Raw genomic sequence first — 20092 nt, 5'->3', positions numbered from 1 at the left:
CAGATATGACGAATAAAATGATATATGACCAAGCAAGCGGCTTACGTCGCTTATCTCAGCCATCGCTAACCAAAGTCATTACGGTGACAGGTGGTAAAGGTGGTGTGGGCAAATCAAACGTAACCTTAGGCATGGCTATTTGTATGGCCCGCGAAGGTAAAAAAGTCATGGTTCTGGATGCAGACCTCGGCCTAGCCAATATCGATGTTATGCTCGGTATTCGTCCAAAGCGTAACCTAGGACACGTGCTAGCTGGCGAGTGTGAGCTAAAAGATGCTATAACTGAAGGACCGCACGGAATTCAGATCATACCGGCGACTTCTGGTACGCAGTCCATGACAGAACTGTCACATGCGCAACATGTAGGCTTAATTCGAGCGTTTGGTACGCTGGAAGATGAGATGGATGTGCTTTTAGTCGATACAGCAGCCGGTATTTCTGATATGGTTGTCAGCTTTGCTCGTGCAGCACAAGATGTTGTGGTTGTTGTGTGTGATGAGCCGACTTCAATCACAGATGCATATGCGTTGATCAAACTTTTAAGCAGAGAACATCAAGTTCGACGATTTAAGATTGTTGCAAACATGGTGAGAAGTTATCGTGAAGGTCGGGAATTATTTGCTAAATTGACATTAGTCACAGAACGCTTCTTGAATGTCAGCCTTGAACTCGTAGCATGTATTCCTCTGGACGATAATGTTCGTCAGGCAGTGAAAAGACAGCGCAACGTGGTTGATGCTTTTCCGCGTTCACCCGCATCTTTAGCGATTAGCTCATTGGCGAATAAAGCAACCACGTGGCCAATACCGAAAACACCAAGTGGTCATTTAGAATTTTTTGTTGAGCGGCTACTTAATCGATCAGAAACAGTAGAGGAACCATTTGGTGAATAAAGCGCTTACCTACAATCAATATGGAGCTTTGAACAGCCAGCAGCTGTTTATCGAGCAATATTCTGTATTGGTTAAGCGTATTGCACATCACTTGATTGGACGCCTACCGCCCAACGTTTTGATTGACGACTTAATCCAAGCCGGGATGATTGGTCTGCTTGAAGCTCAAAAGAATTACGACGGGAGTAAAGGCGCTAGCTTTGAAACCTACGCAGGAATTCGAATTCGTGGAGCTATGCTCGATGATATTCGACGCGGTGACTGGGTACCGCGCTCGGTTCACAGACATAACCGAGAAATTAGCCAGGCGATCTCTGAATTAGAAGGAATACTAAATCGAGATCCCAGCGATGCCGAAGTCGCAAAGCACTTAAATATGCCGCTTGACCAGTATCATACGGTATTAAGCGATATTAATTGCTCGCGAATTGTCGGTATTGAAGACTTGGGTGTTTCGGACGATGCTATTTCCCCACTGGATGATGATGAGGACAACTCGCCATTCCAAGGTGTTGCTGATGAATCGTTCCGTAAAGCATTGGTTGAGTCAATAAAATCACTTCCGGAGCGTGAAGCCTTAGTACTTTCGCTCTATTATGATGAAGAGTTAAACTTGAAAGAAATTGGTGAAGTCATTGGTGTGAGTGAGTCCCGTGTAAGCCAAATACTAAGCCAATCTATGCAACGTCTAAGAACAAAGTTAAGTTCTTGGACACAAAATGACTAAATATCACTGATTTCGAACTCAGTGGAGGCAATTTTGAATAAAAACATGAAGATCCTTATTGTTGATGACTTTTCAACAATGCGCCGTATTGTAAAGAATCTACTTCGTGATTTGGGCTTCAATAACACACAAGAAGCAGACGATGGTTTGACGGCATTGCCAATGCTCAAGAAGGGTGAGTTTGACTTTGTAGTCACAGACTGGAATATGCCTGGTATGCAAGGTATCGATCTGTTGAAGCATATTCGTTCAGACGATCAACTGAAGCATCTTCCTGTTTTGATGATTACAGCGGAAGCAAAACGTGAGCAGATTATCGAAGCCGCTCAAGCTGGCGTTAATGGTTATATTGTGAAGCCGTTTACAGCCGCTACCCTTAAAGAAAAATTAGAAAAAATATTCGAACGTCTATAAACACTTTTGCTAGGACGAAGGTGCTCTATTCATTACGCGTGTAAGGCTATATCAGAATGATTTCATTAGAACAAGCCAGAGAACTCGTTGAATTGCTAGAGAATGGATTGCAAGACGAAGCGAATCTATTTCTAAAGCGAGTCTTTGAATCTGAACGTAACCCGATGTTTAAAGAGATCGGGGAACTGACCCGAGATCTGCATGATTCACTTAAGCAGTTTCAAATTGATGATCGAATTACAGAGATTGCTAAGGATGAAATTCCTGATGCACGGACTCGGTTAACTTACGTAATAGAAAAAACGGAAGTCGCGGCAAACAAGACCATGGATGCTGTTGATCGTTGTATGCCTATTGCTGACAGTTTACATGAAACATTACTGCTCGTTCGTCCTCAGTGGAACGAACTTATGCGTGGTCAGATAGAACTCAGTGAATTCAAAGCATTATGTCATCGTGTTGATGACCTATTGTCGCAAGTTGAAGGTGACAGCAGTGAGTTGCGTGGTCAGCTTACTGAAATACTGATGGCGCAAGACTTCCAAGATTTGACCGGTCAAATCATCCGCCGTGTGATTACTTTGGTTAACGAAGTAGAACAACGTTTGGTCGATATTTTGACGGCGTTTGGTAAAGAACAATCAGAACAACAGAAACAAATAGTTAGCGAGAAAAAAGCATCTACTCAAGCTGAAGGACCAATTTTAAATCCTCATGAGAGAGAAGATGCAGTCGCATCTCAAGACGAAGTAGACGATTTATTGTCGAGTCTTGGTTTTTAGGGGTAACGTATGAGCTACGATTTAGACGAAGACATTCTTCAAGACTTTTTGGTTGAAGCAGGTGAAATCCTCGAATTGCTTTCTGAGCAATTAGTCGAGTTAGAAAATGACCCTGAGAACAAAGATTTGTTAAACGCAATCTTCCGCGGCTTCCACACAGTAAAAGGTGGTGCAGGCTTTTTGTCTCTAACAGAGCTGGTTGAAACCTGCCACGGCGCGGAAAACGTGTTCGACATTTTACGTAATGGCCAACGCAGTGTTACCCCAAGCCTTATGGATACAATGCTTCGTTCACTCGATACGGTGAATGAACAGTTCCGTGCGGTTCAGGATGGTGAACCGTTGACACCTGCAGATCCCGCACTTCTTGATGAGCTGCATAACTTGTGCAAGCCAGAATCTGAAGATGCTCCTGCAGCAGAAGAACTTGTTGTTGAAGACGTTGTTGTTGAAGAACCAGTGATCGAAGCTCCGGTTCAAAGTCAGCCAGAAGAAACCAAATTGTCGGCTGATTCTATCGACGAAATTACTCAAGACGAATTTGAAAAACTATTGGATGAGTTGCATGGCAAGGGCAAGAGCCCGGGCGTTGCGGCTAAATCTGAAGCAGCCCCAGTGCAGCCAAGCGCGGCGACTAACTCGGACTTAAGCGGTGATATCACCGATGATGAGTTCGAAAAGTTACTTGATGAACTTCATGGCAAGGGTAAGAGTCCAACTGCCAGCGGCGTGCCACAAAAGCCTGCTGAACCTGTTGCTCCAAGTAAGCCCGCGCAATCAGCTGCTTCAAGCGCAACAGGTGCTGACGGCGACTTAATGACCGATGAGGAGTTCGAAAAACTTCTCGATGAACTACACGGTTCAGGTAAGGGCCCTTCAATTGAAGAGTTGGATATGGCAACGCGCCCAGCCGCAGCGAATACTCAACCGGCAGCGGCAAAAGCTGCTGCTCCAGCTCCAAAAGCGGTAGCGCCTAAAGTGGCAGCGGCAGAAAAACCAGCAGTACCTGCGGTGAAACAGCCTGAAGAAAAACGAGAAGTTGCCACAGCTAAGAAAACACAGAACCAAGCGGAAGCGACGGTACGTGTAGATACTTCAACTCTAGATGTCATTATGAACATGGTTGGTGAGTTAGTGTTGGTACGTAACCGTCTATTAAGCCTTGGCTTAAATAGCAACGACGAAGAGATGTCTAAAGCGGTTGCAAACCTTGATGTTGTTACTGCTGACTTGCAAGGCGCAGTGATGAAAACGCGCATGCAGCCGATCAAGAAAGTTTTTGGCCGTTTCCCTCGAGTGGTTCGAGATTTGGCGCGTAGCTTAAATAAAGACATTGTGCTTGAAATGCGTGGTGAAGAGACTGACCTCGACAAAAACTTGGTTGAAGCGCTAGCGGATCCATTGATTCACTTGGTTCGTAACTCGGTTGACCACGGTATTGAAATGCCGGACGAGCGTGCGAAGACTGGTAAATCTCGTACGGGTAAAGTGATTCTTTCAGCTTCACAAGAAGGCGACCATATTGAATTGGCTATCGTTGATGATGGCGCAGGTATGGACCCTCATAAACTACGTTCTATCGCAGTTAAGCGTGGAATGATGGATGAAGATGCAGCCTCTCGCCTGACTGATAAAGAGTGTTTTAACCTTATCTTCATGCCGGGCTTCTCTAGTAAAGAAAAGATCTCTGATATTTCAGGTCGTGGTGTAGGGATGGACGTTGTAAAAACGGCTATTAATACCCTAAACGGTTCAATCGATATCGATTCGGAACTGGGTAAAGGCACTAAGATCACGATTAAAGTACCGCTTACACTCGCAATTCTACCAACTCTTATGGTTGGTGTTGCTGGCCATCCATTTGCATTGCCATTGGCAAGCGTGAACGAAATTTTCCACTTAGATTTAGGTAGAACCAACGTTGTTGATGGACAGTTAACTATCATTGTACGTGATAAGTCTATTCCACTTTTCTACCTTCAAAACTGGTTAGCTCCTCAGGCGGGTAAAGTTCAAGCGCGTCAGGGTCATGGACACGTGGTTATTGTTCAGCTAGGTAGTCAACGTGTTGGTTTCGTTGTTGATACTTTAATTGGTCAAGAAGAAGTGGTTATCAAACCACTGGATAAACTACTGCAAGGTACTCCGGGTATGGCTGGCGCGACAATTACCAGTGACGGGCACATTGCTTTGATTCTTGATGTTCCAGATCTGCTTAAACGTTATGCAGCTGCTTCTCGAGTTTAAGTAAGAGTATAAATTTAAGGAAAACTATGGCGATTAAAGTATTAGTTGTAGATGACTCAAGTTTTTTCCGACGCAGAGTAAGCGAGATCATAAACGCTGAACCACGCCTTGAAGTCATCGATGTCGCAACTAACGGTAAAGAAGCGGTTGAAAAAGCCGAACGTCTAAAGCCAGATGTGATTACCATGGATATTGAGATGCCAGTGATGGACGGTATTACAGCCGTCCGTCAAATCATGGCATCAAATCCGACCCCAATTTTGATGTTTTCTTCGTTAACACAAGAAGGCGCTAAAGCAACATTAGATGCGTTAGACGCAGGTGCTTTAGATTTCTTACCGAAGAAGTTTGAAGATATTGCGCGAAATCGTGATGAAGCGGTAAGTTTGCTACAACAGCGCGTGATTCAAATTGCAGCCAAAAAGAGCTTCATGCGCCGACCAATTGGCGGTACAACGCGCTCTGCAACATCTTCAGCGTCATCAACAAGCAGCACATTTGGGCGAGCACAATCGAACACGACAGCGTCGGCTGCTCCTGCGGCAAGACCTTCGTCTCCGATGGCTCGTTTCAAAGCTTCTGGTAAAAACTATCAGTTAACCGCTATTGGAACCTCTACTGGCGGCCCCGTTGCGTTGCAAAAAATTCTGACTAAACTGCCAGCCAATTATCCTCATCCTATTGTTCTGATTCAGCATATGCCTGCTACGTTTACCGCAGCATTTGCTAGCCGTTTGAATTCACTTTGCAAAATTGAAGTGAAGGAAGCTGAAGATGGTGATCCATTACGTCCGGGTGTTGCGTATTTGGCTCCTGGTGGTAAGCAAATGATGCTGGAAGGCCGTCCGGGTGCTGCAAAAATCCGTATACTGGATGGTGGTGAACGCATGAACTATAAGCCTTGCGTGGATGTCACTTTTGGTTCAGCAGCAAAAGTTTACAACGACAAAGTGTTGTCGATGATTCTGACTGGTATGGGGGCTGACGGACGCGAAGGTTCTCGAATGCTGAAATCTGCGGGTTCAACCATTTGGGCTCAAGATGAAGCAAGTTGCGTGGTGTATGGTATGCCACAAGCTGTCGCGAAATCAGGTATTTCATCTGAAGATCTGCCACTAGACCGCATTGCTGAAAGAATGCTGGTTGAAGTAGGTCTTGCATAAGGATATTTAATGATTGTTTGGAGCGTTGCAAACCAAAAAGGTGGCGTAGGTAAAACCACAACAACGATTACGTTAGCCGGTTTGTTAAGTAAACAAGGAAAACGCGTCTTGCTGGTGGATACTGACCCACACGCATCGTTAACGACTTATCTGGGTTACGATTCAGATAGCGTTCCAACCAGCTTGTTCGATCTGTTTCAATTAAAAGAGTATAACGAACAAAGCGTTAAACCTCTGATATTGAAAACAGACGTTGAAGGTATCGACCTTATTCCAGCACATATGTCTCTGGCGACTTTAGACCGTGTAATGGGTAACCGTAGCGGAATGGGGTTAATCCTTAAGCGCGCTTTAATGGCTTTGCGTCAACGTTACGATTATGTGCTGATTGACTGTCCGCCAATTTTGGGCGTGATGATGGTCAACGCATTGGCAGCAAGTGATCGAATTCTTATTCCAGTACAAACTGAATTTTTGGCGATGAAAGGGCTAGAGCGCATGGTCCGTACTCTGGCCATTATGCAGAAGTCACGTAGCCGCGAGTTCAAAGTGACGATCGTACCAACCATGTACGACAAACGCACTCGTGCTTCTTTGCAAACCTTGACCCAGCTTAAGAAAGACTACCCAGATCAGGTGTGGTCTTCAGCAGTACCTATTGATACAAAATTTAGAGATGCGAGTTTGAAGCGCTTACCTGCATCCCATTTCGCCGACGGTAGTCGCGGCGTATTTGCTTATAAACAGTTGCTATTGTATTTGGAGAGGCTTGCTATTAATGAGCAGTAGCCATTCACTATCAAGTGAACAAGCATTAGATGATTATTTTACGGCTCTTCTAGAAGAAGAGTTGATAGAAGAGCAGCCTGTTGAAAAGGAGCCAGAACTGGCTCCTATGGTTCAATCTGTCCCAGAAAAAAGTTATTTGGATGATTCTCTGGATGGTTTACAAGAACTAGAGATGCCGAATCTGGAAGATGTCCAGCGTCTGTTAAGCCAGATGGAAGCAAGTAATCCAGTGGCTGAACTCGAACTTGAACAGGTGATGGAGCAGAACACGCTCGATATTCAGGTTGCGACACAGCCTGTTGTACAAGAGCCGGATATTCAAGAACCTATTGTTGAAGAGATTCAAGAGTGGGATGTAGCAACCGACATCACAGAAGTTGAACTTGAAGCTAAAGTTGAAACACCTGAGGTCGAAGTAACAGAAAGCGAAATTGCAGACATTGAACCTGAAATTGTGGTTGAAGAGCAGGTCGCTGTTGAACTACAAACTCAATCAGGTTCTGCGGATATCGGCCATTGGGAAACTCCAATCCGTGAGCAGAACTTTCAGGTTCTATACTTTGATGTAAATGGTGTGACATTTGCGGTTCCGTTAGATGAACTGGGTGGTATCCATCGTAAGGCTGAGCTTAATCATCTGATCGGTCGCCCCGCTTGGTACTTAGGTTTACAAACCAACCGCGATTCTCAACTTGATGTTGTTGATACGGCAAAGTGGGTCATGGCGGAAAAGCTGCGTGATGACAGCTACAAAGAAGCGTACCAATATATCGTTATGTTGGGTGAGAGCATGTGGGGTCTGGCGTGTTCTCAACTGTTGGGGACAGAAACGCTAAGCAGTGAAAAAATTCGCTGGCGAGAGCAGGTCGGTAAACGTCCGTGGCTTGCTGGTATGGTTAAAGAAAAAATGTGTGCTTTGATCCATGTTGAAGCATTGATAGCTATGCTTAATGCAGGGCTTGATGTAAAAGCATTAGATAAATAGCTCTGGATAAAATAATATTTTTGTCGGTAACGACTTAGAGAGGAAAAGGTATGTCTCAAGCTAACGAAGTCGAAGTTAGAAAAGAACACTCGAAGGATGAAGTACTTCAGTGGGTGACGTTCCAACTAGAAGAAGAAACCTATGGCATCAACGTAATGCAAGTGCGCGAGGTACTTCGTTACACTGAAATCGCCCCTGTACCGGGTGCGCCAGACTATGTTCTAGGTATCATTAACTTACGTGGTAACGTAGTAACGGTTATCGACACTCGTTCTCGCTTTGGTTTGATGCCGGGTGAAACCAGTGATAATACTCGTATCATAGTGATCGAATCTGAACGTCAAGTGATCGGTATCTTGGTTGATAGTGTTGCTGAGGTTGTGTACCTACGTTCTTCTGAAATTGACACTACGCCAAGTGTTGGTACAGATGAAAGCTCTAAGTTCATCCAAGGTGTAAGCAACCGTGACGGTAAACTTCTGATCTTGGTTGACCTAAATAAACTGCTTTCAGACGAAGAATGGGATGAAATGGCTCATCTATAATGAATGAGTTGATGTCTTATGCATCTCCGTTTTTAGCGGGTGGTGCTGTACTGATAATCATACTGATTGGTTTGGTGTGGGTTAGCCTACGCCGAGCCTTGATTCGTCAGGGGGATTATTTCAGGCAGCAACTTCGAAATGCTGATAAAGAACAGCAGAAAGTTAGCAAACAATTGCTAGAAGTTCGCTCAGTTGTTGTTGGCCTTGGAAAAACAGTCAACGATCAGCAAGACATTATCAAGCACCTAAACGATAGATTGAAAGAGCTGGAAAACGCTGATACAGACGCGCGTCTGTACAGTCGGGCGAGCAAAATGGTCAAACTCGGCGCAGATCTCGACGAACTGATCGAAGAGTGCGAATTGCCGAAAGCTGAAGCTGAGCTGATGATGTCTTTGCAGAAAAAGCTGCAAGGTAAAGAGGCGATTCCGCCATTAGCGAGTCATCCCGAAGGTAAAGCTCGTGCGGTGCAGAGTAGACCACCTGTACGAAAACAATCTCGTTAGAAACATCCATTAAGCCTAAAAGGAAGCCAATCGCTTCCTTTTTTGTTTTTCGAGATCTTCATTTGTAACTATAAAGTGGTAAAAGAAAAAACAAATCGCTAAAAATTAACAGATTCTTACTTAGTTTCGTGATTCGTAATACCCTTCTTCTATTTTGTCTAAACCGTGGTGTGTTAATATAGCAGCCCCTAATTTGTTATATAGAAGCTCATGCTGGACGTTAACAATCTCACTGCAATTCGCGATGAAAAGGTGCTATTCGAGCATTTATCATTCAATATCGACGCGGGCGAACTCGTCCAGATTGAAGGCCGAAATGGCACAGGTAAAACGACTTTGTTGCGTATTATCACAGGCCTTGCTGACCGCGACGAAGGTGAGATTTACTGGAACAAAGTTAATATCGAAGAAGACAGAGACAGCTATCATACGGATTTACTGTTTTTAGGACATCAAACCGGTATTAAGCGTGAGTTAACCGCTTATGAGAATTTGCATTTTTACCAATCTGTTCACTCAGCAAAAAATAACAAAGAAGATATCTATCAAGCATTAGTGCAGGTTGGACTTGTAGGGCGTGAAGACGTTCCAGTGGCTAAGTTGTCCGCTGGACAACAGCGACGCGTAGCTTTAGCAAGATTGTGGCTGAGCGAACAGAAGCTGTGGATTCTGGATGAACCATTGACCGCTATCGACAAACAAGGTGTGAAAGTATTGGAAGCTCTGTTTTTAAAACATGCGGAAAATGGTGGCATTGTTATTTTAACCACACACCAAGATATGTTCGCTGACCACGACAAACTACGCAAAATCAAACTAGGAGACGCCTAATGTTTTCAACTATGGCGATGATCATTCAGCGTGAACTCCTAATCGCATTCCGACGCCAAGCCGATATTTTTAACCCGCTGTGGTTTTTTATCATCGTTATTACATTGTTCCCGCTCAGCATTGGTCCAGAGCCGGGGCTGCTTTCTCGGATTGCTCCGGGCATTGTTTGGGTTGCCGCACTTCTGTCTGCTTTGCTCTCTTTAGAGCGTTTGTTCCGTGATGATTTTCAAGACGGGGCCCTTGAGCAGATGATGATTATGCCAGTACCTCTTTCTGTGGTTGCTTTGTCAAAAGTGATCGCTCATTGGTTACTTACTGGCGTGCCTCTGATATTAATAAGCCCATTATTAGCTATTCTGTTGTCGCTGAATTTTGACACTTGGCTTGGTGTGGTCGCGACCCTGTTGCTTGGTACACCAACACTCAGTTTTATTGGCGCCATCGGCGTAGCATTAACGGTTGGCCTGCAAAAAGGCGGCGTGCTGCTCAGCCTTGTAGTCTTGCCTTTGTATATACCAATTTTAATTTTCGCCACATCAGCGATAGATGCTGCTTCTTTGGGAATGGCCTACAACGGTCAGTTGGCCATCTTAGCGGCAATGCTGGTTGGAGCGATGACGTTAACACCGTTTGCGATCAGTGCGGCGTTACGAGTAAGTGTTAACTAACTTAAGAACGACTTTTTTATTTAGCCCAAATTTACACAAAAAACTTAACACGAATAAGTTAAGTATTAGAAGCAAAGTGAGGACAAACAATGTGGAAATGGCTCCATCCCTACGCTAAGCCAGAATCTGCGTACCAGTTATGCGGGAAGTTTTTCCCGTGGTTCACTGTTTTAGCTTTTGGCTGTTTGACGGTTGGTTCGGTTTGGGGGCTTGCATTTGCTCCGTCGGACTACCAGCAAGGTGATAGTTTCAGGCTTATCTATATTCATGTGCCTTCAGCCATTTGGTCTATGGGTGCTTACATGTCTATGGCAATTGCTGCGTTTATCGGCATCGTCTGGCAGGTAAGATTATCCAATATGGCCGCATTAGCCATGGCTCCTATCGGTGCGGTTTACACTTTTATCGCACTTATCACTGGTGCTGTTTGGGGAAAACCCATGTGGGGAGCTTGGTGGGTTTGGGATGCTCGCCTAACTTCAGAATTAATTCTGCTTTTCCTTTATCTTGGCGTTATTGCTCTGTACCACGCATTTGATGATCAAAAAACCGCTGCGAAAGCGGCAGGTATTTTGGCAATTGTGGGTGTGATTAACCTGCCAATCATTCACTTCTCTGTGGAATGGTGGAACACGTTACATCAAGGTGCAACGATCACTAAGTTTGAGAAGCCTTCTATCTCTGCCAATATGTTGTGGCCGTTGTTACTGAATATTTTTGGCTTTGCTTTTTTCTTTGCTGCGTTGACAGTTGCACGATTAAAAAACGAAATTATCAGTAAAGAGAGTCACCGCCCGTGGGTTATCCAGCTAGCTCAATCAGAGAAAGGAGAGTAACCATGCATTTTGAAACTTGGTCAGATTTTTTCGCGATGGGCGGCTACGCCAGCTACGTTTGGGGTGGTTTCGGCATTACCTATTTATCGATGGCCGTTTTATGGTTTCTGAGTATCAATCGTAGTAAGGCGCTCATGAAAGAAGTCAGAAATAAAATTAAGCGTCAAGAGCGTATCGAAGCGGCTAAACATATGGAGAACACACTGTGAACCCAAGACGTAAAAAGAGGCTCGGTATTGTCCTCGCTATTCTCATTGGTTTAGGCACAACAACAGGTTTGATTCTCTATGCATTAAGCCAAAATATGGACCTGTTCTATACGCCGACAGAATTAGTTAACGGTAAAGATGGCAAAAAGCCAGAGGTTGGTCAGCGCTTACGTATTGGCGGTATGGTCACTGTGGGGTCGGTGAAACGCGATCCTAACTCTCTCAAAGTCAGCTTTTTATTACATGATGTTGGCCCATCGGTCACTGTGGTTTACGAAGGCATTCTTCCCGATCTCTTCCGTGAAGGGCAGGGCATTGTTGCTCAAGGTGTATTAGTGGATGCGACGACAGTTGAAGCCTTTGAAGTACTGGCAAAGCATGATGAAGAATACATGCCACCTGAAATTGCAGAAGCGATGGAAAAGAACCATGCTCCGCTGACTTACACACCGGAACAAAAACAAGGAAGTGATCAATGATTGCAGAAATAGGTCACTTTGCCCTGATTATTTCGTTGGGCTTAGCCGTCTTGCTAAGCTTATTGCCTTTGGTTGGTGCTTCAAGAAATAACGCATTATTAATGAACTCAGCCCGTCCTCTGGCATGGGGGATGTTCTCATTTTTGCTGTTGTCATTCGGCATTTTGCTTTGGGCATTCTATACCAATGATTTCACGGTTAAATACGTAGCAAGTAACTCGAATAGCTTACTTCCGTGGTATTACCGTTTAACTGCGGTTTGGGGGGCGCACGAAGGTTCGCTTCTGTTATGGGTGTTAATTCAAGCCGCTTGGACTGTTGCGGTTGCAAGTTTTAGCCGTGGTATGCCGCAAGAATCGGTGGCGCGCGTACTTGCTGTTATGGGGATGATCTCCGTAGGTTTCCTACTGTTTATCATTGTTACCTCTAATCCGTTCTTACGCACATTGCCTTATTTCCCTATCGACGGCCGTGATTTGAACCCATTGCTGCAAGACCCGGGTCTAATCATTCACCCACCGATGTTATATATGGGGTATGTGGGCTTTTCTGTTGCCTTCTCTTTTGCGATTGCATCACTGATGACAGGACGCCTAGATACAGCTTGGGCTCGTTGGTCTCGTCCTTGGACAACAGCGGCGTGGTTATTTTTGACGCTGGGTATCGTTCTTGGCTCATGGTGGGCATATTACGAACTTGGCTGGGGCGGCTGGTGGTTCTGGGATCCAGTAGAAAACGCGTCATTTATGCCTTGGCTGGCGGGTACCGCATTAATTCACTCGCTTGCTGTTACGGAAAAACGTGGCACGTTTAAGGCTTGGACGGTTCTGCTTGCGATTTCTGCATTCTCACTAAGTCTACTGGGTACATTCCTAGTGCGTTCGGGCATTCTGGTTTCTGTGCATGCATTCGCCTCTGATCCTGCTCGCGGTATGTTCATTTTAGCTTTCCTAGTATTTGTTATCGGCGGTTCTTTACTGCTGTTCGCAGTAAAAGGTGCATCGGTACGAGCGCGAGGAAATTATGAGTTGGTATCGCGTGAAAACGCGCTTTTAGCAAATAACGTACTACTGATTACCGCTTTGGTTGTGGTTCTGATTGGTACTTTGTTACCGCTGGTTCACAAGCAGTTAGGTCTTGGCTCTGTTTCGATTGGTGCGCCATTCTTTAATAGTTTGTTTAGCTGGTTGATGGTGCCATTCGCTTTATTACTTGGTATTGGTCCACTGGTTCGCTGGAAGCGAGATAACCTCTCTGTTTTAGCTAAACCTATGGCTATTTCAGCTGTTGGGTCTTTGGCTCTGGCGGCTGCTTGTGTATTCGCAACGGCAGAGTCATTTACAGGTCTGGCTTTCATGGGCTGGGTAATGGCGTGGTGGATTATCTTATTGCATGGCTATGAGATTCACCAACGAGCCACTCACCGTCATAGCTTTATGGTTGGTGTGAAACAGGTACATCGTAGCCATTGGTCAATGGTACTTGGTCACATTGGTTTAGCGATTTCGATTATTGGTATTGCTATGGTGCAAAATTACAGCATCGAGCGTGATGTGCGTTTGGCACCGGGTGAGCACTTTCAACTGAACGAATACAATTTCTATTTCAAAGGCTTACTGGATCGTGATGGCCCGAACTATGACGGTTATGTCGCTCAGTTTGAAGTCACAAAGAATGGTCAGTACGTTAATACATTGAATGCTGAAAAACGTTTCTACAATACGGCTAAGTCTATGATGACAGAAGCTGCGATCGACCGTGGAATCACTCGCGATCTTTATATCGCAATGGGTGAGCGTCTTGATAACAGCGATGCATGGGCAGTACGTCTGTATTACAAACCGTTTGTACGTTGGATTTGGGCTGGCGGTTTATTGATGGCTATCGGCGGCATTCTCGCAATCAGTGATAAACGTTACCGTTTCAGAAAAACAGCAGTGAAGGAGGCTTAAATGAACAAGAAGATATTATTTATCCCTCTGGTTGTTTTTCTTGGCTTAGTCGCGGTTTTTACCACGCAGCTGGTCAGAAATGCTGGTGGTGACGACCCAACCAAGTTGGAATCGGTTCTTGTGGGTAAAGAAGTACCTGAATTTCGCTTAGAAGACTTAGCGGAACCCGGCAAGCTTTATGATCAGGCGATATTTCGTGGCGAGCCACTGTTGCTCAACGTCTGGGCGACTTGGTGCCCAACTTGTTATGCCGAGCATCAGTACTTAAATGAGCTTTCAAAGCAAGATGTGAAAATCATTGGTTTGAACTACAAAGACCAACGTGATAAAGCCGTTCAATGGTTGAATGAATTAGGTAACCCATACCTTATCAGCCTTTTCGATGGAAACGGTATGCTGGGGTTGGACCTTGGTGTTTACGGTGCACCAGAGACGTTTCTTATTGATGCTAATGGTGTTATCCGTTATCGCCATGTTGGTGATGTCAATCCGACTAACTGGAAACAAACACTGGCTCCGATTTATGAACAGCTGTTGCTGGAGGCGAAGAAATGAGAGTTAAGTTATTCGCTTTAATCGCTGCAGCTCTGTTGTCTTTTTCGGTCATTGCTGCGATTGATGTTTACGATTTCGATACACCAGAGCAGGAAGCACAGTTTCATGAATTGAGTAACACTCTGCGGTGCCCTAAGTGCCAGAACAACTCTATTGCTGATTCTAACGCTGCGTTAGCTCAGGACTTGCGTCAAAAAGTCTATGAGATGACCAAGCAGGGTAAATCCAGAAGTGAGATCGTCGATTACATGATTGCCCGTTATGGCAACTTCGTGACTTACAATCCACCGTTAACGCTATCAACCGCTATTTTGTGGTTGGCTCCGCTGTCTGTGTTAGTGGTTGGTTTTGTTGTTATCGTTTTGCGTACCAAGCGCCGCAAAGCCAGTGCTGAAGCCGGAGAGTGGGACGAAAACAAAGAGCAACGTTTAAAAGCCTTATTGGAAGAAGATAAAGACGGAGATAAGCAGTAATGACTTTATTTTGGGTGTTAACGCTAATTCTTGTCGCGATTGCGTGTGTCTTTGTCGCTATTCCAATGCTTAAACCAAAAGCGAATAATGATGCAGCGTTGCGCGATGATCTCAATAAAGCTTTTTATAAAGATCGACTTGCCGAATTAGCTGTTGAAACGGATGAAGGCTTAGTTGAAGACCAACAAGAGCTGGTAGCGGATCTTAAACAATCGCTGTTGGACGATATTCCAAATGACCAGAACAAGACCGAAGAACGGTCGCTATCAACGTCTATGGTACTTGTTCCGTCGCTTATTCTTGTGGTGGCGTTGAGCTACGGTTTGTACGCCGTTTTTGGTAATTACCAGAAAGTGCAGCATTGGCAAGATATTAGCCAGAGCCTTCCTGAGCTATCGAAAAAGCTAATGAACCCTCAAGGGGTTGAGCTGACCGATAAAGAAATGGAAGACTTAACCTTAGCTTTAAGAACTCGACTTCATTACGAACCGCAAGATTCGACAGGTTGGTTACTGCTGGGGCGCATCGGATTGGCGAATCGTGATATGGAAACCGCGATTGGTGCGATGAAAAAAGCCTATGCAATCGAACCACAAGATGGCGATATTAAGTTAGGTTATGCGCAAGCTTTGATGCTCTCTAATGACCAGGTTGATCAGCAAAGTGCCCGCACACTGCTGAATAAAATGTTGAAAGCTGACTACGTCGATTTACGTGTCTATTCGTTGCTGGCATTTGATGCGTTTGAGCGTCAGGATTATCCAACTGCGATTGAACACTGGCAGTCTATGCAACAAATGATTGGTCCGAATGATGGTCGCTACGAGATGTTGTCTCGGAGTATCGCCAGTGCGAAAGCTAAAATGGAACCTGCGGTGCTGGATGAGCATGCGGTGTCAGTTTCAATTTCATTAGGCAGCGAAGTCGTACTTCCGAATCAAGGTGTTGTGATTGTCTCTGTGCATTCAGCAGATGGTGCGCCAATGCCGATTGCCGCAGCGAGATACCCGCTCGGTAACTTCCCATTCACGGCTATCATGGATGACTCGAACAGCATGATGCAGGGACGTAAGTTGTCTGATTTACAGGAACTAATCATTCGTGTTCGAATCGATTCTGACGGGAATGTAGCTACGCGAGACGGAGATTGGTTTGGTGAAAGCCAAGTCGTTGAGCTGGGAAGCGAGGTAAAGGTTGAAATCAATAAGCAGTTTTAATACTGTACCTTTATAAAAAAGCCAAAGGCCAATGTTTTCATTGGCCTTCTGTCGATTGGTTAAGGAAATAATAATAATGATCAGCCGATTAACAAGGATTGTCTTACTGAGCTTGATGGTTGTCATCACCGGGTGTAGTTCTGTTCCTGAAGAGCAAAGCGCGTCAGATCCGCAAGTTAATGATCCTTTTGAAGGATTCAACCGCTCAATGTGGGCATTTAACTATGATTACCTAGACCCTTATTTCGTGCGTCCCATTTCTCTTACTTATGTGGAATACACGCCAGACCCAGTTCGTCACGGTATCGCTAACTTTCTTTCGAATCTCGATGAACCGTCGAGCATGATCAATAACTTATTGATGGGAAATGGTAAGAAAGCGATCGATCATTTCAACCGCTTCTGGATTAACTCAACTTTTGGCCTGCTTGGTTTGATTGATATTGCTTCTGAAGCTGGTATTACAAAGCATGGTGAAAAGGCCTTTAGTGATGCGATTGGTCATCATGGTGTGGGTAAAGGGCCTTATGTTATGGTTCCGGGCTACGGGCCTGTTGTGGTTCGCGAAGCCGGCGATGTCGTTGATAGCTTCTATGCTCCACTTTCCTACTTAAATATCTGGGTATCGGTAGGTAAATGGGCTCTAGAAGGTATGGAAACCCGCGCTGCTTTAGTAAACCAGGAAGCACTATTAGAGGATTCTCCTGATTCTTACTCTTTCACTCGAGCTGCCTATCTACAACGCAGAGATTTCACTGCCGAAGTGGAAACATCAACGGAAGTCGATAACAGTGAAGAAGATTACCTTGATTCCTATATGGAAGAAGGTTTTTAACCGTCTGTATATCCCTGCTAGTTAAGCTGACATTACTCGTCCGCTGAAATACTCATTCGCGACAATGTATTCTGTGTTGCGTATGAGCTCATCCTGAATTTCTGCCCAATGACTTTTATGTTTACTGGCAGAAGGCATGGGCACAACACCTCCCACTCGAATATTGAAAGGAACGAGTTCTTTCGCCCAGCTTTGTGTAAATCCTGACACCATACAACTCGCATTCTCTATGCCGGAAAAGTCGCGACTGTCATTCAATGAAATGACATTCACAATAACGCCTTTGATGTGATGTTGGCGCATTCGTTCGGTACAAGCCTGACCAAATGAAAAAAGTGAGGAAGCCATTAACGCCAGTCTTTGAATAAAGAGTTCTGTCGGTTTTTCATCGACTAAAGAAGGCATAGGTGATGAAGGCCAGTTGTTGATCAGTACATCGGGTACAGTGTGATAACTTGATTCAATACTGTCGAGCATTCTATTGAGACTCTCTTGCGAATAGTCTCTAAGGTGATAGCAATCAACCTGATTTGAGAGTTCTTTACAACGACCGAAGGTTTCATATAAGCCTTGTTTATCGGTATCACATAAAATCACGGTCGCACCTAAACAAGTAAAATGCGTTGCGAGGGTACTACCTAGCTGTGAGCTTGCTGAAGTTATTAAAACAATGGCGCTTTTAATTTCCATAGTGCGCACCTTCTGTTTGGTTTTTTAATTATTTCGATTAACTTTTGAACAGTAAGAATGGGTGAAGGATGTGACACTTTGTGTGAATGAACTCAAAGAAAAGGTTTAGTTTCTATTATCAGTGATCATTTTGAGCAGTGTTTCACACTCTAAAGCAATGAGCTGAGAATGTTCGCACTAAATCAGCGCATACAGCGATCTAGGTCTGTGCTCTCAACTGATCATGGCGATAAGCGGTTGTCAGCTTATTGTACAAATCGAATGGCAGTGTCTTTGGCGGTGATTTTACTGCTAGATGACGCCTTTCATGCCCGGAAAGGTTGAGATAAACATCTTCCGGTAGATCTTGCGTATCTTCGGGCAGATAAGTCAGTACTTCAGGGGTGAGGTAGTGACAGAGTTTGGCACTCGCGAGCCCTCCATGATGGAAGTGTTCTGCTTGCTTCGCGGATATTGCATAGGAGCTTTGATCGTTCCTTAGCGGTTGCGGTGTAGCCAGCTCGAAACGTTCGCGCAAGAGCTCGTCAGTCGTCTGAGGTTGTTCTATATGCTCAACAGGTGTGTTGTCACGAACATCATTGGAGAACAGAGCAACAAGTAAAGAAAAGTCGGCTCGTCGTCCTTGATGGACGGCGTGACAAATCCCTGAACCTATGTTCAGTTCATTGATGATTCCCGCTTTATCTAAAGTATGTACTTGCATTTTGCTCTCCGCTTGATGCACTTATAACGGCAACGGACGCAAAATCTTTAGATATAAACTTCACTAAAAAACAAAAAAAGCCTGCAAATCTGCAGGCTTAGCATCGTTTTTTTTTAATCGCTTGAGCAGCGACTAGAAATTATTTAGCTAGGTTAGCAGCTACGAATTCCCAGTTAACTAGAGCCCAGAAACCGTTCATGTAGTCTGGACGTAGGTTACGGTAATCGATGTAGTACGCGTGTTCCCATAGGTCAACAGTTAGAAGTGGAGTTACACCTTCTTCTGTGATTGGAGTAGCAGCGTTAGAAGTGTTAACGATAGCTAGAGAACCGTCAGCTTTTTTCACTAACCAAGTCCAAGAAGAACCGAAGTTGTTGATTGCTGAATCAGTGAATTTTGCTTTGAATTCTTCGAAAGAACCGAATGCTGCATTGATTGCTTCAGCAACTGCACCTGTTGGTTCGCCACCTGCGTTTGGCGCTAGACAGTGCCAGTAGAAAGTGTGGTTCCAAACTTGTGCTGCGTTGTTGAAAACACCGCCAGTAGAAGTTTTGATGATCTCTTCTAGAGTTTTGCCTTCGAATTCAGTTCCTGGTACTAGGCCGTTAAGCTTAACAACGTAAGTGTTGTGGTGCTTACCGTAGTGGTACTCAAGAGTTTCTGCAGAGATATGTGGTTCTAGTGCGTCTTTTGCGTAAGGAAGAGCTGGTAGTTCAAATGCCATTGCTCGATTCTCCATATAGGTGAAGAGAGAGAACTCTCTCGATTGCTTCCAATTTCGTTTTTTGTTTTCGTCGGTACGACTGACTGTATACCCAAGTAATCTCAAGATACTGGACTCAGAGCTTCATCAACGAGTTCAGATCAAGAAAAATAACTGTAGAAATGGTCATCCCCTTTCAAAGTTATATGTATTTTAGCAACTTTTTACTTTATTAAAACCCCAATTCATAATAAAAGTGTTTTATATCAGAACAACAAGTACTAAGGCGTTTTAAACGCAAATGGGTATCCGTGAGAGTTGGTTAAGCTTAGTCCACCAAAATAGTAGGCTAAGCTTTTAATAATTTCGAATGATATGGAGAGGATGAAGTTTAAAGTCCATACTGATAATGTGCTTTTTATTCTCATTTAATGATTTAGAATGTGGGACATCAAAGACGACCCCATTAAGAGGAAGCAATGGAAACCATCGACAAGATCAAACAGCAAATTGAAGAAAACGCGATCCTTCTTTACATGAAAGGCTCACCTAAGCTGCCAAGCTGTGGTTTCTCTTCTCAAGCTGCACAAGCACTAATGGCTTGTGGTGAAAAATTTGCGTATGTAGATATCCTACAAAACCCAGACATTCGTGCTGAACTACCTGTTTATGCTCAATGGCCAACATTCCCACAACTTTGGATTGAAGGTGAATTGATCGGCGGTTGTGACATCATTTTGGAAATGTTCCAAAAAGGTGAGCTTCAATCTCTAATTAAAGAAGCAGCAGCACGTTCTGCAAGCAACGAAGAGTAATACTGTTTAAATTTACAGTTTTTCTTGATTTATTAAGGCCACATTCGATAATGTGGCCTTAATTTTTTCCGCTAC

At 44.4% G+C, this 20092-nt stretch carries 24 protein-coding genes; 21 read left to right on the top strand and 3 right to left on the bottom strand.

The features are described from left to right. Positions 1-5 precede the first annotated feature (5 nt). From L3V23_RS02535 to L3V23_RS02440, 20 genes are all read left to right on the top strand, one after another. Complete coding sequence (locus tag L3V23_RS02535) at positions 6-893, top strand: MinD/ParA family protein (RefSeq protein ID WP_042483851.1); 888 nt, start codon at positions 6-8, stop codon at positions 891-893. After that, on the top strand, positions 886-1620 hold the full coding sequence (locus L3V23_RS02530; protein ID WP_042483847.1) for an RNA polymerase sigma factor FliA: 735 nt from the start codon (positions 886-888) through the stop codon (positions 1618-1620). The genes L3V23_RS02535 and L3V23_RS02530 overlap by 8 nt, the downstream gene beginning before the upstream one ends. A gap of 45 nt (positions 1621-1665) precedes the next feature. Continuing rightward, positions 1666-2034, top strand: a complete 369-nt coding sequence (gene cheY, locus L3V23_RS02525; RefSeq protein WP_042483844.1) for a chemotaxis response regulator CheY — start codon at positions 1666-1668, stop codon at positions 2032-2034. Between the two features lie 56 nt (positions 2035-2090). After that, positions 2091-2816: a protein phosphatase CheZ gene (locus tag L3V23_RS02520; RefSeq protein WP_042483840.1), complete on the top strand. Its 726-nt coding sequence runs from the start codon at positions 2091-2093 to the stop codon at positions 2814-2816. A 9-nt stretch (positions 2817-2825) separates the two neighbouring features. Then, positions 2826-5063 carry a chemotaxis protein CheA gene (locus tag L3V23_RS02515; protein WP_102966681.1) on the top strand — a complete coding sequence of 746 codons (2238 nt, stop codon included), beginning with the start codon at positions 2826-2828 and terminating at the stop codon, positions 5061-5063. Between the two features lie 26 nt (positions 5064-5089). Further along, positions 5090-6226, top strand: a complete 1137-nt coding sequence (locus L3V23_RS02510) for a chemotaxis response regulator protein-glutamate methylesterase (protein ID WP_102966682.1) — start codon at positions 5090-5092, stop codon at positions 6224-6226. A 9-nt stretch (positions 6227-6235) separates the two neighbouring features. After that, positions 6236-7015, top strand: a complete 780-nt coding sequence (locus L3V23_RS02505) for a ParA family protein (RefSeq protein ID WP_042483832.1) — start codon at positions 6236-6238, stop codon at positions 7013-7015. After that, a complete protein-coding gene (locus L3V23_RS02500) occupies positions 7005-8000 on the top strand; it encodes a chemotaxis protein CheW (RefSeq protein ID WP_042483829.1) in 996 nt (331 codons plus the stop codon). Before L3V23_RS02505 ends, L3V23_RS02500 begins: the two co-directional genes overlap by 11 nt. A gap of 50 nt (positions 8001-8050) precedes the next feature. Continuing rightward, positions 8051-8545: a chemotaxis protein CheW gene (locus tag L3V23_RS02495; protein ID WP_042483825.1), complete on the top strand. Its 495-nt coding sequence runs from the start codon at positions 8051-8053 to the stop codon at positions 8543-8545. Beyond that, positions 8545-9051, top strand: a complete 507-nt coding sequence (locus L3V23_RS02490) for a DUF2802 domain-containing protein (RefSeq protein ID WP_102952745.1) — start codon at positions 8545-8547, stop codon at positions 9049-9051. The genes L3V23_RS02495 and L3V23_RS02490 overlap by 1 nt, the downstream gene beginning before the upstream one ends. A gap of 210 nt (positions 9052-9261) precedes the next feature. After that, entirely contained in the window at positions 9262-9882 is a 621-nt protein-coding gene (ccmA, locus tag L3V23_RS02485) for a cytochrome c biogenesis heme-transporting ATPase CcmA (RefSeq protein ID WP_042483819.1), read from the top strand. Then, entirely contained in the window at positions 9882-10550 is a 669-nt protein-coding gene (gene ccmB, locus L3V23_RS02480; RefSeq protein WP_042483816.1) for a heme exporter protein CcmB, read from the top strand. The genes ccmA and ccmB overlap by 1 nt, the downstream gene beginning before the upstream one ends. Before the next feature lie 89 nt (positions 10551-10639). Further along, complete coding sequence (locus L3V23_RS02475) at positions 10640-11386, top strand: heme ABC transporter permease (protein WP_102966683.1); 747 nt, start codon at positions 10640-10642, stop codon at positions 11384-11386. 2 nt (positions 11387-11388) lie between these two features. Next, the gene (gene ccmD, locus L3V23_RS02470) at positions 11389-11595 is read left to right on the top strand and encodes a heme exporter protein CcmD (RefSeq protein WP_042483811.1); all 207 of its coding nucleotides are present in this window, start codon (positions 11389-11391) and stop codon (positions 11593-11595) included. Then, positions 11592-12074 carry a cytochrome c maturation protein CcmE gene (ccmE, locus tag L3V23_RS02465; RefSeq protein WP_042483810.1) on the top strand — a complete coding sequence of 161 codons (483 nt, stop codon included), beginning with the start codon at positions 11592-11594 and terminating at the stop codon, positions 12072-12074. The genes ccmD and ccmE overlap by 4 nt, the downstream gene beginning before the upstream one ends. After that, positions 12071-14026: a heme lyase CcmF/NrfE family subunit gene (locus tag L3V23_RS02460; protein ID WP_102966684.1), complete on the top strand. Its 1956-nt coding sequence runs from the start codon at positions 12071-12073 to the stop codon at positions 14024-14026. Before ccmE ends, L3V23_RS02460 begins: the two co-directional genes overlap by 4 nt. Beyond that, on the top strand, positions 14027-14581 hold the full coding sequence (locus tag L3V23_RS02455; RefSeq protein WP_042483806.1) for a DsbE family thiol:disulfide interchange protein: 555 nt from the start codon (positions 14027-14029) through the stop codon (positions 14579-14581). After that, complete coding sequence (locus L3V23_RS02450) at positions 14578-15054, top strand: cytochrome c-type biogenesis protein (protein WP_102966685.1); 477 nt, start codon at positions 14578-14580, stop codon at positions 15052-15054. The genes L3V23_RS02455 and L3V23_RS02450 overlap by 4 nt, the downstream gene beginning before the upstream one ends. Further along, complete coding sequence (ccmI, locus tag L3V23_RS02445; RefSeq protein WP_102966686.1) at positions 15054-16271, top strand: c-type cytochrome biogenesis protein CcmI; 1218 nt, start codon at positions 15054-15056, stop codon at positions 16269-16271. The genes L3V23_RS02450 and ccmI overlap by 1 nt, the downstream gene beginning before the upstream one ends. Positions 16272-16347: 76 nt before the next feature. After that, entirely contained in the window at positions 16348-17106 is a 759-nt protein-coding gene (locus L3V23_RS02440) for a VacJ family lipoprotein (protein WP_102966687.1), read from the top strand. Between the two features lie 21 nt (positions 17107-17127). Here L3V23_RS02440 and L3V23_RS02435 read toward each other — a convergent pair whose 3' ends face one another. The 3 genes from L3V23_RS02435 to sodB all read right to left on the bottom strand — a co-directional run bounded on the left by L3V23_RS02435 (position 17128) and on the right by sodB (position 19223). Then, entirely contained in the window at positions 17128-17796 is a 669-nt protein-coding gene (locus tag L3V23_RS02435) for an SDR family oxidoreductase (RefSeq protein ID WP_102966688.1), read from the bottom strand. 199 nt (positions 17797-17995) lie between these two features. Next, entirely contained in the window at positions 17996-18499 is a 504-nt protein-coding gene (locus tag L3V23_RS02430) for a VC2046/SO_2500 family protein (RefSeq protein WP_042483787.1), read from the bottom strand. A gap of 139 nt (positions 18500-18638) precedes the next feature. Further along, positions 18639-19223: a superoxide dismutase [Fe] gene (gene sodB / locus L3V23_RS02425; protein ID WP_042483784.1), complete on the bottom strand. Its 585-nt coding sequence runs from the start codon at positions 19221-19223 to the stop codon at positions 18639-18641. A 458-nt stretch (positions 19224-19681) separates the two neighbouring features. On the opposite strand from sodB, the gene L3V23_RS02420 reads away from it, so the two are divergent. Further along, positions 19682-20017 (top strand): Grx4 family monothiol glutaredoxin, encoded by a 336-nt coding sequence (locus tag L3V23_RS02420; protein ID WP_042483781.1) that lies wholly within the window; start codon positions 19682-19684, stop codon positions 20015-20017. Positions 20018-20092: the final 75 nt, after the last annotated feature.

This window comes from Vibrio sp. A1-b2 (genome assembly GCF_021726015.1).
GTDB lineage: Bacteria > Pseudomonadota > Gammaproteobacteria > Enterobacterales > Vibrionaceae > Vibrio > Vibrio diazotrophicus.
Note: the sequence above shows the minus strand (reverse complement) of the source record. Positions and strands in the feature narration are given on the sequence as shown.

Excerpts from the sequence above, each read along its gene's own strand:
- L3V23_RS02460 (WP_102966684.1), top strand. The coding sequence starts at position 12,071 with ATGATTGCAGAAATAGGTCACTTTGCCCTGATTATTTCGTTGGGCTTA.
- L3V23_RS02500 (WP_042483829.1), top strand. The coding sequence starts at position 7,005 with ATGAGCAGTAGCCATTCACTATCAAGTGAACAAGCATTAGATGATTAT.
- ccmI (WP_102966686.1), top strand. The coding sequence starts at position 15,054 with ATGACTTTATTTTGGGTGTTAACGCTAATTCTTGTCGCGATTGCGTGT.
- L3V23_RS02490 (WP_102952745.1), top strand. The coding sequence starts at position 8,545 with ATGAATGAGTTGATGTCTTATGCATCTCCGTTTTTAGCGGGTGGTGCT.
- L3V23_RS02495 (WP_042483825.1), top strand. The coding sequence starts at position 8,051 with ATGTCTCAAGCTAACGAAGTCGAAGTTAGAAAAGAACACTCGAAGGAT.
- ccmA (WP_042483819.1), top strand. The coding sequence starts at position 9,262 with ATGCTGGACGTTAACAATCTCACTGCAATTCGCGATGAAAAGGTGCTA.
- L3V23_RS02515 (WP_102966681.1), top strand. The coding sequence starts at position 2,826 with ATGAGCTACGATTTAGACGAAGACATTCTTCAAGACTTTTTGGTTGAA.
- L3V23_RS02535 (WP_042483851.1), top strand. The coding sequence starts at position 6 with ATGACGAATAAAATGATATATGACCAAGCAAGCGGCTTACGTCGCTTA.
- L3V23_RS02440 (WP_102966687.1), top strand. The coding sequence starts at position 16,348 with ATGATCAGCCGATTAACAAGGATTGTCTTACTGAGCTTGATGGTTGTC.
- L3V23_RS02435 (WP_102966688.1), bottom strand. The coding sequence starts at position 17,796 with ATGGAAATTAAAAGCGCCATTGTTTTAATAACTTCAGCAAGCTCACAG.
- L3V23_RS02450 (WP_102966685.1), top strand. The coding sequence starts at position 14,578 with ATGAGAGTTAAGTTATTCGCTTTAATCGCTGCAGCTCTGTTGTCTTTT.
- L3V23_RS02475 (WP_102966683.1), top strand. The coding sequence starts at position 10,640 with ATGTGGAAATGGCTCCATCCCTACGCTAAGCCAGAATCTGCGTACCAG.
- L3V23_RS02510 (WP_102966682.1), top strand. The coding sequence starts at position 5,090 with ATGGCGATTAAAGTATTAGTTGTAGATGACTCAAGTTTTTTCCGACGC.
- L3V23_RS02420 (WP_042483781.1), top strand. The coding sequence starts at position 19,682 with ATGGAAACCATCGACAAGATCAAACAGCAAATTGAAGAAAACGCGATC.
- L3V23_RS02520 (WP_042483840.1), top strand. The coding sequence starts at position 2,091 with ATGATTTCATTAGAACAAGCCAGAGAACTCGTTGAATTGCTAGAGAAT.
- sodB (WP_042483784.1), bottom strand. The coding sequence starts at position 19,223 with ATGGCATTTGAACTACCAGCTCTTCCTTACGCAAAAGACGCACTAGAA.
- L3V23_RS02505 (WP_042483832.1), top strand. The coding sequence starts at position 6,236 with ATGATTGTTTGGAGCGTTGCAAACCAAAAAGGTGGCGTAGGTAAAACC.
- ccmD (WP_042483811.1), top strand. The coding sequence starts at position 11,389 with ATGCATTTTGAAACTTGGTCAGATTTTTTCGCGATGGGCGGCTACGCC.
- cheY (WP_042483844.1), top strand. The coding sequence starts at position 1,666 with ATGAAGATCCTTATTGTTGATGACTTTTCAACAATGCGCCGTATTGTA.
- L3V23_RS02455 (WP_042483806.1), top strand. The coding sequence starts at position 14,027 with ATGAACAAGAAGATATTATTTATCCCTCTGGTTGTTTTTCTTGGCTTA.
- ccmB (WP_042483816.1), top strand. The coding sequence starts at position 9,882 with ATGTTTTCAACTATGGCGATGATCATTCAGCGTGAACTCCTAATCGCA.
- L3V23_RS02430 (WP_042483787.1), bottom strand. The coding sequence starts at position 18,499 with ATGCAAGTACATACTTTAGATAAAGCGGGAATCATCAATGAACTGAAC.